Below are 16,143 nucleotides of genomic sequence, written 5' to 3' on the forward strand. Positions count from 1 at the left end.
GGCTGACCGGCCTGCGCGCGCCGCTCCGGGCCCCTCAGCGGATCCCGCTCCGGCCGGGGGACGGCACTGCCCCCGGCCGCTCGGGGCCCAGCCCGGCGAGGTCCTTGGTGACCAGATGCAGCCAGACCGCGGTGTTCGTCGCCCCGAGGACGGCACGGCTGTCCATGGCCGGGTTCACCGCCGGGACCTCGGGCGCGGCCCCGTCGGTATCCGCCCCGCACCACCGCACCGGCCGGCCGCTGCCCAGCCGGGCGGCCAGCGCTTCGCCCTCCTGCTCGACCCGGCGCGCCACCCCGGTGAGATGTCCGCGCACCCCGGGCCCCGCGTCCAGTGCCCCGGGCGGGTAGTGCACCGTCAGGCTCTCGGCGCCGAGCACCATCTCCTGGCCGGTGCCGAACAGCGCCTGCCAGTCGACGTGGGGCAGCGCGGGGTCGGTGCGTTCGGAGGCGTACATCTCGTACGCGGCCTGGGCCAGTCCCATCGTCTGCCGGGCCGCCGCGTTGGCGGTCCGGGCCGCGGTGACGGACACCGGATCGCCCGGCGGGCCGGACACCATGTCGACCGCGGCGCGTACGGCCGCTCCGGCGCGGTCCATGAACTCCGCGGCGAGGCGGCACAGTTCACCGGAGCTCCCCCGCGGCCAGGCGACCGTCCCGATCAGGGCCCCGACCACACCGCCCACCAGCACGTCGACGAACCGCACCTCGGCGAGCGTCCAGTTGACCGGGGACAGCTGGGCGAACGCCATCGACACCACCAGGGTGAAGAGGCCCTGGACCGCCCCCGGCCCGATCAGCGAGGCGCAGAAGGCGACGAACATCAGCGGCGGCAGCAGCAGCCGGTAGACCACGTGGTGGCCGGCCACGGCGGTCAGGACGACGGCCGCGGAGGCCGCGCCGCAGAGGGTGCCGATCAGCGCCTGTCGCAGTGACGTCCGGGTGTCGGCGGCGGTGCCGCGCATCAGCGTCAGAGTGGCGAGCAGGACCCAGAAGCCGTGGGTGAGCGCCAGCGGTGCCACCACCAGCCGGGCCGCGGCCAGGGCGAGAGCGGTGCGCACCGCCCCCTGCCAGTACACCGAACGGCGGGTCAGATGGGCGTGGAAGCGCCGCATCCACAACGTGGCGGCCGACTGGCGGGCGTAGCGGAACGGTGGTGCCACCCGGCTCACCGCAGCCCGCCCCTCGGCGGCGACCCGGCTCGCGGTGACGAAGATCTGGCCGTTGAGGGCGGCCTGCCGGGCCAGGACGTCCCAGGGTGCCCGGCGCGCCCAGTCGCCGGGGTCGGTCCGCAGCGCCTCCGCCCGCTCCTCGGCCAGTGCCTTGAGGCCGTGGGCCAGCAGGGGGGCGTCCGCCGGTACGACGCCGGCGGTCAGGGCGTCCGCGGTGCGGTCCAGGGTCCGCGCCACTTCGGCGAGCAGCGCCCGGCCGGCCGCGGCGGGCGCCACCGGGCGGGCACCCGAGAGGTCCTCCAGGTGGGTGCCCAGCCGGCGCAGGGCCATGGCGGCCTGGCTGAGGGCGCGGTCGTGGGCGGAGGGTGAGGCGGGCCGCTCCAGATGGGGCAGGTGGCTCGGCCGCAGCGCGTTCAGGGCCGCCGGCGCCTCGGCGGTGACCTCCGCGTCCCGGTCCGCCGGGGTCCTGGGCGCCGCCCCCGGCTCCCGGGCGGCCGGCGCCTGTTCGGTGACGTGGCCGCTCCCGTCCGGCGCGGCGGCGGGGTGGTGGTCGCCGTCCCGGGAGGGGTTCGGGTCCGGTGCCGGCAGCCGGCCGAGCCAGGCGGCGAGCGCGGTGGCCGCCCGGGCCAGCCGCTCCTCGTACCGGGTGGGCACCGGGTCGGGCCAGAGGAACCGCTGGGCCACCGCGAGGCCCAGGACGCCGATGGTGACACCGGTCAGCCGGGAGCCGAGCGTGTCCAGTGCGTAGGGCGGGAAGCACGGCAGGATGTAGAAGAGCTGGAGGCCGTTGGCGGTTCCACGGAGCGCGGGCCCGGCCACGCCGGCGAAGCTGACGACGAAGCCCACCACGGCCATGCCGGCGGCCGCGGCCCAGGTGTTGCCGGCCAGCACGGTTCCGGCGGTGACGAGCGCCCAGGCCGCCGGGAGGGCGCCCAGGCAGATGCGGGACTGGCGCCGGGGCGGCGGTGGCAGCCGGGACAGCGCCCCCAGTGCCACCGCCCCGAACAGCGCATACACCGCCATCACGGCGTCGTCGAACACATAGCGGGTGACGTAGAAGCCGATGCAGGCCACGAGCGTCACCCGGGCGGCCTGCCGGATGACGACCAGGCCCGGGTCCTTGCGGCGGAGGGTGTCCAACGGCGTCACGTCAGGCCGCTCCGGATCGTCCGGCGACGGCGGTCCGCGGCCGGTCCGGGGCGGGTCCACGCTCGACTCATGCGCGACATTCTTCTCATACCGCACCCCGGATGCAGCCCGGCACTCCGGTCCGGCCCGTGCGGGGCGCCCGGCCCGCACCCACCACGCCACGCGTGCCGGGGCCCACTCCCCCGCGACGGCCGTCCCGACGCGGCGCGGCAGCGGCAGCGGCAGCGGCAGCGGCACGAACGGGCGCGGCAGCGGCAGCGGCAGGAACCGATATGGCGCGCCACCTCGGTGAACCGACGTCAGCGCATGACGCGGGCGGCGTCAGCCCACCGAGGCGAGCAGCCGGGCGGAGTGCACCCGGCCGGCGTACTCGACCAGCCGGACCAGCACCTCCTTGCCGGAGTCCCGGTCCCGCGCGTCGCACAGCACCACCGGGGTGCCCCGTTCCAGGTCGAGGGCGCGCGACACCTCGTGCGCACCGTACGCCCGGGCCCCGGCGAAGCAGTTGACCGCCACCACGAACGGGATGGAACGGTGCTCGAAGAAGTCGACGGCCGGAAAGCACTCCTCCAGCCTGCGGGTGTCGGCGAGCACGACGGCGCCGAGCGCACCGGTGGACAGCTCGTCCCACAGGAACCAGAAGCGGTCCTGGCCGGGAGTGCCGAAGAGATAGAGGGACAGACCGGAACGGATGGTGATGCGACCGAAGTCCAGTGCCACGGTGGTGGTGGTCTTACGGTCGACACCGCAGGTGTCGTCGATGTGCTGCCCGGTGGCACTGAGCCGTTCCTCGGTGCGCAGCGGGCGTATCTCGCTCACCGAGCCGACCAGGGTGGTCTTGCCCACCCCGAAGCCGCCCGCCACCAGGATCTTCAGGGCGAGATCCGGTTCGGGGGGTTCGGCGGCGGATGCCGCGGAGCGGTCGGTGATGTCAGAGCGCACGGAGTCCATCGATCACTTCTCTCAGAATGTCCTGGTCGGGAAGGTGGCCCGGGGGCGAGGGCGGGCTGACGCGCAGGCAGTCGAGGGCGAGCAGATCGCCGAGGAGTACCCGCACCACGCTCAGCGGCAGCCCGGATGCGGCGGCCAGTTCGGCGACGGAGCGGTGCCGGGAACGGCAGAGGTCGAGCAGCGTCCGGTGCTCCGGGCCGAGGCGGTCCGGGCCGGCGCCGTCGCGGGTCCGGCTGTCGACGGTGACCTGGCTGAGCAGGTCCAGGTCGAGGGCCGGGGTTCCGGGGTCGGGGCGGGTCCGTCCGTCGGTCACGGCGTAGGGGCGGACGAGTGGGCCCGCCGCGGAGTCGAACCAGTGCCCGCCGTGCCGCGGTGGGGTGCAGTGCGCCGGGCCGGCCGGCGCCGTCAGCACCGCGGTGCCCGGGGCGGCGGGTGACGGGCCGTCGGGGTGTGGGTGCGGGGTCATCGCGTCGCCTCCCGTCCGGCTCAGCCCGCGGCCGGCGGGTGCGGGGCGGCGCGGCGGGCCGGGGTGGCCAGATGTTCGCCCACCCGTTTGATGAGCCGGGCCATCTCGTAGGCGACCATGCCCACATCGGCGCCGACTGTGGTGAGGACGGCCAGGCAGGAGCCGTCCCCCGCGGCGGCGACGAACAGGAGGCCGCCGTCCATCTCCACCATGGTGCGGTGGACGTCGCCGGCCCGGAAGCGCCGGCCGGTCCCGGCGGCGAGGCTGTGGAACCCGGCGGCCACGGCGGCCAGGTGCTCGGCGTCGTGGCGGGTGAGTCCGTCCGTGGTGCCCACGGTCAGCCCGTCGTCGGAGAGCACCACGGCGTGCCGGATCTCCCGGATCCGGGTGGCCATGTCGTCCAGCAGCCAGTCGAGTTCACGAGTGCGGTAGGCGGCTTCGAGCCGGGCGCCGATCCGGTGGGGCTCGGTCATGGGCGGTCTCCTTCGCGGGTCGCATGGCTGCGCCGGCCGCGTGCCCAGCCCTCGGCGAAGGCCGTCATACGGGCGCGGGCCACGTCCGGGGTGCGTTCGCCGGCTCCGGTGTCGGGTTCCGTTTCCGGTTCCGGGGTGGCGCGCAACCGGGGCGCCAGGCCGGCCTGGCGGATCCGGCGGGGCAGCGCGTCGTCGGCTTCACGGCCGGCCCGCGCGTGCTCCGGTCCGCCGGGGTGGGCGGTCGGGAGGGCCGGCTGTGCGACGGGGCCCGGCCCGGGTCTCGGCTCTCCCGGCCCCGGCCCCGGGTCCGGCGTCCGCCGCCTGGGCCGCCGTTCTCCTGCCGGTTCCGGTTCCACTTCCGATTCCGCTTCCGGCTCCGGCTCCGGCTCCGGCTGCAGGAGTGCTCGGGGCACCAGGACCACGGCGGTGGTGCCCCCGTACGCGGAGGGGCGCAGCGAGACCTTCACTCCGTGCCGTGCGGCCAGCCGGCTCACCACGAACAGTCCCAGCCGGTCGCTGTCGAAGAGGTCCGCGGCGTCCGGCGTACCGAGGCGCCGGTTGGCCGCCGCCAGGGCCTCCTTGCCCATGCCGAGCCCCCGGTCCTCGACCTCGAGCGCGCAGCCGGTGCCGACCGGTTCGCCGCTGACCCGGACCCGGGTGTTCGGGGGTGAGAACTGGGCGGCGTTCTCGATGAGTTCGGCGAGCAGATGGCGCAGGCCGGAGGCCGCGGCGCCGGAGACGGACACCTCGGGCAACGGCCCCGGCTCCACCCGGGCGCCGTCCTCGGTCTCGGCCACGGCGGCACGCACGACGGCGGGCAGCGGGACGGGCAGCCGTCCGGTCCGTCCCGGGGCGGCGCCCGCCAGGACGATGAGGCTCTCCGCGTGCCGGCGCATCCGGGTGGTGAGCTGGTCGAGACGGATCAGCTCGCCGCGGGTGTCGGGGTCCTCGGTGCACCGCTCCATGCAGTCCAGCAGGGCGAGTTGGCGATGGACCAGGATCTGGCTGCGCCGGGCGAGGCCGACGAGGACGCCGGACACCGCCCCGGCGAGCTCGGCCCGTTCGGCGGCGGCACGGAGCGCCTCCCGGTGGACGCTCTCCAGGGCCGCACGGACCTGGGCGATCTCGTCGTCGGCGGCCGGGGCCGCCGCGTCCGCCGGGGCCGGGGGTGTCTCGGGCGGGATGTCGATCGACTCGCCGGCCCCGATGCGCCGGATCGCCTCGGGCAGAGTGCCGTGGGCGAGTTCGCGTGCGCTGTCCCGGAGCGCGCCCAGCTCCGTGACCAGGCCCCGGCCCAACCGCAGGGAGACGGCGAGGGAGACGAGCAGAGCGCACAGCCCGGCGGACGCCGCGATTCCGGCCGGGCCGGTGAGCGCCCGGACAACCGGTTCGCCCTGTCCGGCCGCCGAGGGCCTGACGGTCCGCTCCAACGCGGCGAGTGTGCCGTCCAGTTCCCGGTGCGGCGCGTCCCAGGCGGCGGCCGGCGCGGCGGCTGCCGCCGCGCGTCCGGGGTCGGCGCCGAGCACTTGGTCCTCCACCGCACGCACCTCGGCGTGGGCGCCGCCGCGGGCGACCGCGGCCCACTGCCGGGACGCGAGGGCGCCCAGGTCGGCCACGGCGGATGCCTCGTAGGCGCGGCGGGTGGCGACGGCGCCGGTGAACTGCCGGTAGGCGGCGCCGTTCAGCGAACGGGCCGGACCGGCCGCGGCGAGCAGGGCGTCCTCGCGGGCGAGCTGTTCCCGGGAGCGGGAGAGCGCCGTCGCGGCGCGTTCCCGCGGGGCCGGGCGTGGGCTGGCGAGTGTCTGCTCGGCGGTGAGCGCGGCGTCGATGACCTCGGTGTACGCGGCGTAGACCGCGTCGCGGCTCTCCCGCCCGAGGCCGGCGGCACGGGCCTCGGCCAGTCCGCCGGCCAGGGTGACGAAGGTGACGACGTGGCGGGCCGCCCTCGGGGGCAGACCGTCCGCCACGGTGCGGCCACCGGCCGAGCGGAGGCGGCCGACCGCCCGGTCCGTGCGCCGGGCGTGGTCCTCGACCGCACCGGCCGCGCGCCGCTCCCCGCCGGCGAGCCGTCGCAGGGCGGCGCTCCGCTCGCCCTGCAGCGCGGCGACGGCGGCGGCGATCGGCGCCCGGACCCGGGTGTCCGCCTCCCGGGCCTCGTGGAGCCGTACGGCGTCCCGGACCACGCCGGCGGTGACGAGGACCCACAGGGCTAGCAGCGCGGCGACGGGCACGGTGACCGTCCAGGCGATCCGCGCCCGTACGGTCCGGGGACGCGGCGTCCGGGGGCCGCCGACGAACCGGCGCCGGGCGGGCCCCGTCGGGGGCCGATCCCCCGCGGCCGGCGGGCCGGTGGGGGCGGCGCCCCGCGCCCCGGCCGGAGGCGGACCGTCCGGCCCGTCGACCGGCTCCGTCGCGGCCTCCGCATTCCCGGTGCGCTCGCCGCTCCCGTCCCGGGGCGCGGCGTCCCGGGCTGCCGCCTCCCGGGTGTGCTCGCTGCGGGTGGGCTCCCTGCGGGTGGGCTCGTCGCGGGGCCCGGCTCCGGGGCGTCCGGTCGCCGGGAGGCCGGTCCGACGCCGTGCTCGGCGGATCATCCGGCTCCCCGGACGGTCCGGCGGGCGGCGACGGGCAGGGCGCACGCCCGGGCGCACGCCCGGTCCGCCGGGGCGGGGAGGGCGGCGCGGGCCGGCGGATGCGTGGGGGCGGGCCGCCCGGAGGCGGCATGGTCCAGGTGTCCCATGGCCCGGGACGCTAGTCCGGCGCGGGGCGGCCACCGGGGGAACGTTTCGGAACCACGCGCAATATGACAGGGACACGCTGCCGAACGATCAGTCCGTGTTCGAACATGCGCACCACGCCCCCGCGTGATCGATCCCCTCCACGGGTGAACGCGGGGCCGCCGCGCGGGATCATGGCGGCATGGACGACGACGCACACGCGCACATCCGGGAGTTCTTCGCCGCCCGGGCCGACGGCTGGGACGACCGTTTCGGCGACGACGGCCCGGCCTACGCCGCCGCGGTGGCCGAGCTCGGACTGCACGAGGGGGACGCCGTGCTCGACGCGGGCTGCGGGACGGGGCGGGCGCTGCCCGCGCTGCGGAACGCCGTGGGCCCCACCGGAACCGTGCTGGGCGCCGACCTCACCCCTCAGATGCTCCGCGCCGCCGTCCGGGCCGGACGGGACCGTTACGGGCTGCCGGCGGTCGCGGACGTGGCCCGGCTGCCGCTGCGCGGCGACGCGCTCGACGCGGTGTTCGCCGCCGGCCTGATCTCCCATCTTCCCGACGCCCGAGCCGGGTTGCGGGAGCTGGCCCGGGTGGTGCGCCCCGGAGGCCGGCTCGCGCTCTTCCACCCGCTCGGCCGGGCGGCGCTCGCCGCCCGGCACGGCCGGACACCGTCCCCGGACGATCCGCGGGCCGAACCCCGCCTCCGGCCGCTGCTGGCCGGCGCGGGCTGGAAGCTGACCGCGTACACCGACGAGGACGCCCGCTTCCTGGCGCTCGCGGTGCGCCGCCCCGTCGGCTGAGAACCGGAGCGGGCCGGGATCTTCTCTGTTCGAAGGCGGTCCAACTGTACGAATCCGGGGCACACTTGGAAGATCGGAAATGCCGTCCGACCGGGGAGAGGTGGTCCGCGTGCTGCGCAGACTTCGCAAGCTGATCGCACCGGCGCGACGCGGGGAGCGGCCGGTGCGGCCCGCGCCCCGTGGGCACAACCTGTTCGAGGCCGCCGCCGTCTATGTGGCGGCGGGCATCGAGGACGACGAGAACCGGCTCACCGAGGCGGCAGGCTGGGTCTCGCCGGAAGCGCTGTCCTTCGGGGTGAACGAGCTGGCCCAGCGGGCCGTACTGGCTCTCGCGCGCGAGCGGCGCACCTCACCGCAGACCGTGGCGCGGGACCTGCTGGGCCTCCCCGTCGGCTGACACGGCAGGCCGGAAGAGCCCGCCCCGGCGTGGACGGGCTCTCGACGGCGGGGTGTGCCACTGGCTAGGGTGCGCGCACCACGAGCCGGTGAATCGCAGACCAAGGGGAGGGTGGCCGTGTCCGTGACCGAGGACGCCCAGGACACCGACGACGCGTTGTTCGTACTGACCGCGGTACTGCTCACCCCCGCACAGTTCCCGAGCGTGCTCGGCGACGACTATCCGGAGGCGTGTGCCGTCCTCGGTCTGGAGCCGTTCGAGGACGGCTACGGCCTGGTACTCGGACAGGACGGCGACGGGGCGCGCTGGACCGTGGTCGTCGACGACGTGTCCCTCGTCGCCTGCGCCGTCGCGGCCTGGGACTGCGGCATGGAGTACGACCTGTCGCCGGACGAGCGGACCGTGGTGGCCGCCCTGCCCGGCTGGCCGCTGGCCGTGGCGGTCGCCGCGCCGGGCGTGCCCGCCCCGCACGATCCGGCTCCCGACCCGGAGCTGGGCCTGGACCGGCCGCCGCTCAGCCCGCCGGACGCCGGGCAGTGGGGGCCGGCCCAGCGGCGGCTCGGGGCGGACGAGATCGCGCTGCAGTGGGCCGTCTGGCGGGAGCAGGTGGACGAGGACGTCGAGTTCGTGCAGCCGGGCGAGTCCGCGGATGGGCCTCGGCACAGCGGGGTGCGCGCGGTCCTGGAACAGGCCCACGCCTATCTGGAATCGCCCCCGCCGCCCGGGCGGATCCGGTCGGCGTTCGCCGCGGGCGGCGCGCGCACGCTGCGCGTCGAAGGCCCGGGCTGGAGCATGGTCGCCCGCACCGACGACATCGCGTTCGTGCTGCTGGACGACGAGCCGGGCGAGATCCTGCCGGTGGGCCGGGGCCCCGAACTGCCGGGGCTGCTCAAGGCCCTCGACGACCTGGCCGTACGCCCGTCCTGACCGTCCTCGGCCCTGCCCCTCACCCTCCGGGCCGTTGGCCCGGATCCGTGAGGGGGTGATCGTCCGCCGTGGTCAGCGGTGCAGTTCCTTGCGGCTCACCCGGCGCAGCCGGCGGCGCTGCGAGGAGTCGAGCAGCAGGTACGCGCCCACGGGTACACCCACCATGACCAGCACCGCGGCCCAGAACGGCAGCAGCCAGATCAGCACGACCCCCAGGGCCACGCCCCCGATGGCCACCTTGGCATTCCTCGACATCTGACGCCTCCTTCACCGGCGACCGCCGCGGTCACCTGAGAGCCGCGGTCACTGGTGAGAACGGGCACCTGCACGCCACAGTTCCACCGCCACGCGGCCGCCTGTCACCAGTGTCCCTCGGTACGCACCGGGACGCCGCCCCTTTGCGGCGGCTCCGGCGCCCGGACGGAGAAGGCGCGGCCCCCGGCCGGCGTGCGGGGGCCGCTCCCGGTGCAGGGCGGCCGGTCTCAGGGCAGGGCGGCCGGGCCCGGCGCACGGGGCCTCCCGGTGCGCGGGCCCGTCCCGGCGCGCACGGGCGGCGGCCGGGACTGCCGGAGCGCCCCGCGCCTCAGCGCTCCAGGACGAGCGCGATGCCCTGGCCGACCCCGATGCACAGGGCCGCCAGTCCCGTTCCCGATCCGGCGGCGGCGAGCTGGTGGGCGACGGAACCGGCCAGCCGGGCGCCGGACGCCCCGAGCGGGTGGCCGATGGCGATGGCGCCGCCGCGCGGGTTGACGATCTCCGGGTCGAGGTCGGGCCACTCGGCGAGGCAGCCGAGCGCCTGCGCCGCGAACGCCTCGTTGAGCTCGACGGTGTGCAGGCCGGAGAAGTCCCGGCCCGCCCTGCCGAGGGCCCGGCGCACCGCTTCGACCGGGCCGAGGCCGAAGTACTGCGGCTCGATGCCGGTGACGGCGGAGGCCCGGACCCGGGCGAGGGGCTCCCGGCCGGTGGCCCGCAGCCCCGCGTCGTCGACCAGCAGGAGCGCCGCGGCCCCGTCGTTGAGCGGTGAGGAGTTGCCCGCGGTGACGGTGCCGTCGGGGCGGAACGCGGGCTTCAGCTTCGCCAGGGCCTCCAGCGAGGTGGTGTCCCGGATGCATTCGTCCCGGGTCAGGTCGACGCCCTCGTACGGCACGGTCTCCGCGTCGTACGCGCCGTCCTTCCAGGCGCGCGCCGCCTTCTCGTGGCTGGCGAGCGCGAAGGCGTCCTGTGCCTCGCGGCTGATCCGGTGCCGGTCGGCGACGAGTTCGGCCCCCTCGCCCAGCGGCACCGTCCACTCCCGCGGCATGCGGGGATTGGTCATCCGCCAGCCGAGCGTGCTGGAGTACAGCTCCTGATGGCCCGCGGGGAAGGCGCGCTCCGGCTTCTGCAGGACCCAGGGCGCCCTGCTCATGGACTCCACTCCCCCGGCGAGGACGACCGAGGCGTCACCGACCGCGATGGCGCGGGCGGCCTGGAGGACGGCCTCCAGGCCGGATCCGCACAGCCGGTTGACGGTGGTACCCGGGACGGTGACGGGCAGGCCGGCGAGCAGCACGGCCATGCGGGCGACGTCGCGGTTGTCCTCCCCGGCGCCGTTGGCGTCGCCGAAGTACACGTCGTCGATGCGGTCCGGTTCGAGTCCGGGGGTCCGGTCCACGAGCGAGCGCACCACGTGGGCGGCGAGGTCGTCGGGGCGCACCCCGGAGAGCGCACCGCCGTACTTGCCGATCGGGGTGCGGACGGCGTCCACGATCCAGACGTCACGCAGACGGTCGGTCATCCAGTGCTCCTTCCGGCGGCCTCGGGGGCGCACGGGGCCGTGAGTCCGCGGTGAACGGCTGATGCGGTTGTTCCTCCTGCTCGCGCAGCGAGTTTCCGTCCGGTCCGGGGCCGTGTCAACGGCCGGCCGGGCCGCCCCGGTGCCGGGCGGCCCTCCCGGCACCGGGGCGCGGCGGACAGCGGGAGCGCTCCCGGGCCGGTGGGCCTGCGGGCCGGCCGGCGCGGGCTCAGCGCGGGAAGACCTCGAAGGCCACCGCCGGCCGGCCGCCGAAGCGGGCCGCCGCCGCGTCCGTGGCGCCCGTCAGAAAGGTGCGGCAGTACGTCTCCGGATCCTCGTCCGTCAGTGCCTCGATATAGGTGCGGTGCGCGAGGAGGGACCGCACCCCGCGGTCGATCCCGGCGGTGACGTCGACGGCGTGGGTGGGGTGCGGGGAGCCGGTGACGGCCACCCAGCGCACTCCGTTCCACGGCAGCAGCCCCTCCTCGATCAGCTCGGGGAAGATCCACCGGTTTCCCGCGTCGGCGGCGGCGTCGAGCACGGCACGGCCCACCGCACGGTGGTCGGGGGTGTTCCAGTAGGTGCCGCCCCAGGTGTCGTGGTGATTGAGGGTCAGGACCAGGTGCGGCCTGTGCCGGCGGATGGCCGCGGCGAAGTCGCGCCGCAGCGCGGTGCCGTACTCGACGACCCCGTCCGGGTGGCCGAGGAACTCGACCGAGCTCACGCCCACGACGGCCGCGCTGTCCCGCTGTTCCCGCTCCCGCAGCGGCGCGCACCGGTCGGGCTCCAGGCCGTCGATGCCGGCTTCGCCCCGGGTGGCCAGCAGGTAGGACACCTCGGCGCCGCGGTCGGTCCAGGTGGCGACCGCGGCGGCGGCGCCGTACTCCAGATCGTCGGGGTGAGCGACGATCGCCAGGGCGCGTTCCCAGTCGGTGGGCAACGGCTCGAGCTGCTCGGTCATCGGCGCCTCCAGGTGCGAACGGGCGGGTTCGTACGGATCTGTTGTCGAACCCAGCCTTGCAGGCCACGATGGATCCAGCCGCTCCGACATCCGCAGACCGTCCGTTCCGGCAGGGCGAAGCCGGCCGGGACGGCGCACCAGTCCGGGAAGTACGCCTTGGCCAATCCGTGGGTCGCCCTGGAAGCGGGCGCCGACTGCACCGAACGGGCCGCCGCCGTGCGCCGGGCCCATGAGGTCTTCACCTCGGCCGGCGCCGTGGGCCGTCCCGTGCGGTCCGTCGTCGCCGAGTCCTGGCGGCGCTCGGCCCGGGCCCGGGTCAGCCCCGATGTCACCGCCGCGGTCGAACTCCGCGACGGCGACCTGGACCTGCACCGGGAGGCGCATCCGCTCGCCCGGGTGATGCCGCTGTTCCGGGAGCTGATGGGGACGTTCGCGGTGGACGGGGAGCATCTGCTGGCGGTCTGCGACGCCGAGGGCAGGCTGCTGTGGGTGGAGGGCCATGCCTCCGCGCGGCGCCGGGCGGGCCGGATGAACTTCGTCCCCGGGGCGCGCTGGGCGGAGTCGGCGGTGGGGACCAACGCTCCGGGCACGGCCGTCGCGGTGGACCGTCCGGTCCAGGTCTTCGCCGCGGAGCACTTCAGCCGTGGCGTGCAGACGTGGACCTGTGCGGCGGCCCCGGTGCACGATCCGCGGACGGGGCGACTGCTCGGCGCGGTGGACATCACCGGCGGCGACCGGCTCGCCCATCCGCACAGCCTGGCCTTCGTGCAGGCCGTGGCGCGGGCCGCCGAATCCCAGCTCGCCCTGCTCGCGCCGGAGCCGGGCGGGCCGCCGGCCCTGGAGCTGCGCGCCCTCGGCCGGGACGAGGCGCTGCTGGTGCACGGTGGCCGGAAGGTGCGGCTGAGCCGCCGGCACAGCGAGATCGCGGTGCTGCTCAGCTGTCATCCGCAGGGGCTGACCGGGGACGAACTGCTGCTCGCCCTGTACGAGGACGAGGCGGTGACGCCGGTGACGCTGCGCGCCGAGATGTCCCGGCTCCGACGCACCGTGGGCAAGGACGTGCTGGGCTCCCGTCCCTACCGGTGGACCGTGCCCGTGGAGGCCGATTTCGAGACGGTTCTGCGGCGGCTGGGCTCCGGCGCCCCGGCCTCGGCCATGGGCTGCTACGACGGGCCGCTGCTGCCGGGGTCCGCCGCTCCGGCGGTGGCCCGGCTGCGCGCCCGGATCCAGGGGCAGTTGCGGGCCGCGCTGCTCGCCGGGCGCGACCCGGAGCTGCTGGGGGCCTGGACGGGCAGCCCGTGGGGCGCCGACGATCTGGAGGCCTGGACCGCTCTCGCCGCGGCTCTCCCGCCGGCGTCCGCCCGGACCGCGGTGGTCGTGGCGCGGCTGCGCGAGCTGGACGCCGGGCTGCGGGCACCGGGTGACGAACACGCCGACAGCGCAACGTGGTTGCAACCTCGCTGTCAGTAGCCTGGGCGCGGACGCCGTCCGACGACGGGCGGCACGACTCCCGGGAGGCCACCGAGATGACCTTGTACTCCGCACCCGGCACGGACGGCGCGAAAGTCTCCTTCCAGTCCCGTTACGACCACTGGATCGGCGGCGCGTACGTCCCGCCCGCACGGGGCCAGTACTTCGAGAACCCGTCTCCGGTGAACGGCCGGACGTTCACCGAGGTGGCCCGCGGCACGGCGGAGGACGTCGAGGCGGCCCTCGACGCGGCGCACGCCGCGGCACCCGCCTGGGGCCGCACGGCGCCGGCCGAGCGCGCGGGCGTCCTGCTGCGCATCGCCGACCGGATGGAGGAGCACCTGGAGGAGCTGGCGGTCGCCGAGAGCTGGGAGAACGGCAAGCCGATCCGGGAGACGCTGGCCGCCGACATCCCGCTCGCCATCGACCACTTCCGCTACTTCGCCGGCGCGCTGCGCGCTCAGGAGGGCGGCCTCAGCGAGGTCGACGACGACACGGTCGCGTACCACTTCCACGAGCCGCTGGGCGTGGTGGCCCAGATCATCCCGTGGAACTTCCCGATCCTGATGGCCGTGTGGAAGCTGGCTCCGGCGCTGGCCGCCGGGAACGCGGTCGTCCTCAAGCCGGCCGAGCAGACCCCGGCGTCCGTCCACGTCTGGCTGAACCTGGTCGCCGACCTGCTGCCACCGGGCGTGGTGAACATCGTCAACGGCTTCGGCGTGGAGGCCGGCAAGCCGCTCGCCTCCAGCCCCCGGGTCGCGAAGATCGCCTTCACCGGCGAGACCACGACGGGCCGGCTGATCATGCAGTACGCCAGTGAGAACATCAAGCCGGTCACCCTCGAACTGGGCGGCAAGAGCCCGAACATCTTCTTCGACGACGTCTCGGCCTCCGACGACGACTTCCTCGACAAGGCGCTGGAGGGCTTCACCATGTTCGCCCTCAACCAGGGCGAGGTGTGCACCTGTCCGTCGCGGGCGCTGATCCAGCAGGGCCACTACCAGGAGTTCCTGGAGGCGGCGGTGGCCCGCACCGAGAAGATCGTGCCCGGCCATCCGCTGGACACGGACACGATGATCGGGGCCCAGGCCTCCAACGACCAGCTCCAGAAGATCCTCTCGTACCTCGACATCGGCCGGCAGGAAGGCGCCAAGGTGCTGACCGGCGGCGGAGTCGCCGAACTCGGCGGCGAGCTGGCGGAAGGCTTCTACGTCCAGCCGACGATCTTCGAGGGCGGCAACCACATGCGGATCTTCCAGGAGGAGATCTTCGGCCCGGTCGTGTCCGTCACCTCGTTCACCGACTTCTCCGACGCCATGAAGATCGCCAACGACACGCTCTACGGCCTGGGCGCCGGGGTGTGGACCCGCGACATCAACACCGCCTACCGGGCGGGCCGGACGATCCAGGCGGGCCGGGTCTGGACGAACTGCTACCACGCCTACCCGGCCCACGCGGCGTTCGGCGGCTACAAGCAGTCGGGCATCGGGCGCGAGACCCACAAGATGATGCTGGAGCACTACCAGCAGACGAAGAACCTGCTGGTGTCGTACTCGCCGAAGAAGCTGGGGTTCTTCTAAGGGCCCGAAGAAGGGCGCTTGAACAGGCACGATGCCCTTCAGGCGCCCTCCGGGGCGCACGACTGAGACCGTGTCCAATGTGGTGAGTTTGAGTAGTCGTTTGTAGCAACGGTTGGCGGCTGCGAGGCTGAGGAAGGCCGGATGGTTGCGGCGATGGCGTTCGTAGCGGTGGTTGAGGCGGGGTAGGCGGTCAGCCAGGACATGGCGTGTTCGATGACCCAGCACCGTCGTCCGAGTCGCTCGGAGGAGTCCACACCCTTGCGGGGCGTGCCCTGCATCCCGCCCCCCTACGGACGCACCTTCGAGGGTGGGATCAACGGCCTTGCGATCTCCCACAGCCCTTCCGGAACAATCCAACTCCGTGTACCCCGCCCCATGCACAGCCCAACACGCCATCACCACATAGGACACGGCCTAAGCAGCAAGTCGAGATACCCCTTGCTCCCGATATCTCCCGCTGATATCCCAGCTCTGACCAGCAGGTCCGGGCCTTCCCGTGCCAAGACCCCACGGGGCGGTTGCGAAAGTGGATCTTGTTCGCTGATGATCAGGCCTCGTGGGACGTGGGGATCTGACGAACGGCCAGTGCGCCCGGCTTGAGCCGCTGCTGCCGCAGGGCATCAAGTCGGGCCGTCCGCAGGTGTGGACGCCGCGGCAGCTGATAGACGGCATACGGTGGCCCCTGCTCCACCGCGAGGTGCACCTTACGGCAGCATCGGCGAGCCGGCGGACCAAGAGCCACCGTGCAGGATGGTCTACCTCAGCTCCACGTCGGGGACCGGCCCGTACCAGTTCAAGGCCTCCGTCACGTGGAAGGTCTCCCGGCACGGCTCGGGTGACGCCAAGGGCGATCTCCCGGACGAAGCCTTCGAGACCACCCAGGACTGAACGTCCAGGAGATCCAGTCCATCAACTGCTGACCGCCACTGCCAGCCAGACGGCACACCACGCGCAGAGCCATCTCGACCCACGGGGGGGGCAGGCAACATGTCGGATCTGAAGAAGGATGCGGAGGCCCTACACAAGGCGGCATCCGCGCTGGCAAAGGTGGATCACCACACCCACAAGCCGCTGCACGACTTCAAGGCAGCCTCGCACGACCTCTCCGCATTCGGCGTGCTGGGTTCGCTGATGAGCGCCAAGGACGACATCCAGGACGGCATGGACACCATCACCAGGCTCACCAAGAACCTGCACAAGGAATGGGAGGCCGAGGCGAAGCTCATAGACGACATCTCCGACGCCTTCGACCTGCTGGACGTCCTGCTGACCGCCGCGGCCCGCACAAAGAAGGGCTGAGCCGTA

General features: G+C 74.7%; 14 protein-coding genes and 2 pseudogenes. 7 read left to right on the top strand and 9 right to left on the bottom strand.

The window, feature by feature from the left end:
* Positions 1-34: 34 nt before the first annotated feature.
* The 5 genes from ABT112_RS15495 to ABT112_RS15515 form a co-directional block, all read right to left on the bottom strand.
* A complete protein-coding gene (locus tag ABT112_RS15495) occupies positions 35-2,317 on the bottom strand; it encodes an FUSC family protein (protein ID WP_351509663.1) in 2,283 nt (760 codons plus the stop codon).
* Between the two features lie 321 nt (positions 2,318-2,638).
* Positions 2,639-3,268, bottom strand: a complete 630-nt coding sequence (locus ABT112_RS15500) for a GTP-binding protein (RefSeq protein WP_351509664.1) — start codon at positions 3,266-3,268, stop codon at positions 2,639-2,641.
* Entirely contained in the window at positions 3,249-3,734 is a 486-nt protein-coding gene (locus tag ABT112_RS15505) for a DUF742 domain-containing protein (protein WP_351509666.1), read from the bottom strand. The genes ABT112_RS15500 and ABT112_RS15505 overlap by 20 nt, the downstream gene beginning before the upstream one ends.
* 20 nt (positions 3,735-3,754) lie before the next feature.
* Positions 3,755-4,207: a roadblock/LC7 domain-containing protein gene (locus tag ABT112_RS15510; protein WP_351509668.1), complete on the bottom strand. Its 453-nt coding sequence runs from the start codon at positions 4,205-4,207 to the stop codon at positions 3,755-3,757.
* Positions 4,204-6,798 carry a sensor histidine kinase gene (locus ABT112_RS15515; RefSeq protein WP_351509671.1) on the bottom strand — a complete coding sequence of 865 codons (2,595 nt, stop codon included), beginning with the start codon at positions 6,796-6,798 and terminating at the stop codon, positions 4,204-4,206. The genes ABT112_RS15510 and ABT112_RS15515 overlap by 4 nt, the downstream gene beginning before the upstream one ends.
* A 325-nt stretch (positions 6,799-7,123) precedes the next feature.
* Here ABT112_RS15515 and ABT112_RS15520 point away from each other — a divergent pair, with 325 nt between their 5' ends.
* The 3 genes from ABT112_RS15520 (at position 7,124) to ABT112_RS15530 (ending at position 9,056) form a co-directional block, all read left to right on the top strand.
* Positions 7,124-7,732: a class I SAM-dependent methyltransferase gene (locus ABT112_RS15520; RefSeq protein ID WP_351509673.1), complete on the top strand. Its 609-nt coding sequence runs from the start codon at positions 7,124-7,126 to the stop codon at positions 7,730-7,732.
* 109 nt (positions 7,733-7,841) lie between these two features.
* Positions 7,842-8,129, top strand: a complete 288-nt coding sequence (locus ABT112_RS15525) for a hypothetical protein (protein ID WP_502975350.1) — start codon at positions 7,842-7,844, stop codon at positions 8,127-8,129.
* Positions 8,130-8,246: 117 nt separating this feature from the next.
* The gene (locus ABT112_RS15530; RefSeq protein ID WP_351509675.1) at positions 8,247-9,056 is read left to right on the top strand and encodes a hypothetical protein; all 810 of its coding nucleotides are present in this window, start codon (positions 8,247-8,249) and stop codon (positions 9,054-9,056) included.
* Positions 9,057-9,128: 72 nt separating this feature from the next.
* Here ABT112_RS15530 and ABT112_RS15535 read toward each other — a convergent pair whose 3' ends face one another.
* The 3 genes from ABT112_RS15535 to ABT112_RS15545 form a co-directional block, all read right to left on the bottom strand.
* Positions 9,129-9,311: a tail-anchor membrane protein gene (locus ABT112_RS15535; protein WP_351509677.1), complete on the bottom strand. Its 183-nt coding sequence runs from the start codon at positions 9,309-9,311 to the stop codon at positions 9,129-9,131.
* A gap of 328 nt (positions 9,312-9,639) precedes the next feature.
* Entirely contained in the window at positions 9,640-10,830 is a 1,191-nt protein-coding gene (locus tag ABT112_RS15540) for a thiolase family protein (RefSeq protein ID WP_351509679.1), read from the bottom strand.
* Positions 10,831-11,056: 226 nt separating this feature from the next.
* Positions 11,057-11,788: a PIG-L deacetylase family protein gene (locus ABT112_RS15545; RefSeq protein WP_351509681.1), complete on the bottom strand. Its 732-nt coding sequence runs from the start codon at positions 11,786-11,788 to the stop codon at positions 11,057-11,059.
* Between the two features lie 156 nt (positions 11,789-11,944).
* On the opposite strand from ABT112_RS15545, the gene ABT112_RS15550 reads away from it, so the two are divergent.
* Positions 11,945-13,258 (top strand): GAF domain-containing protein, encoded by a 1,314-nt coding sequence (locus tag ABT112_RS15550; protein WP_351509683.1) that lies wholly within the window; start codon positions 11,945-11,947, stop codon positions 13,256-13,258.
* Positions 13,259-13,314: 56 nt separating this feature from the next.
* Positions 13,315-14,838 carry an aldehyde dehydrogenase gene (adh, locus tag ABT112_RS15555; RefSeq protein WP_351509684.1) on the top strand — a complete coding sequence of 508 codons (1,524 nt, stop codon included), beginning with the start codon at positions 13,315-13,317 and terminating at the stop codon, positions 14,836-14,838.
* A 78-nt stretch (positions 14,839-14,916) separates the two neighbouring features.
* Here adh and ABT112_RS35365 read toward each other — a convergent pair.
* A pseudogene (locus ABT112_RS35365) lies at positions 14,917-15,101 on the bottom strand (IS5/IS1182 family transposase); the annotation flags it as partial.
* A 445-nt stretch (positions 15,102-15,546) separates the two neighbouring features.
* Between ABT112_RS35365 and ABT112_RS15565 the strand changes: the two are divergent.
* Positions 15,547-15,758 (top strand): annotated as a pseudogene (locus ABT112_RS15565) (hypothetical protein); the annotation flags it as partial.
* A 67-nt stretch (positions 15,759-15,825) separates the two neighbouring features.
* Positions 15,826-16,137, top strand: coding sequence for a hypothetical protein (locus ABT112_RS15570; protein ID WP_351509688.1), 312 nt, complete (start codon positions 15,826-15,828; stop codon positions 16,135-16,137).
* The last annotated feature ends 6 nt before the right edge of the window (positions 16,138-16,143 follow it).

Origin of the sequence: Streptomyces sp. NPDC002055, assembly GCF_040296705.1 — a bacterium.
Taxonomy (GTDB): Bacteria; Actinomycetota; Actinomycetes; order Streptomycetales; family Streptomycetaceae; genus Streptomyces.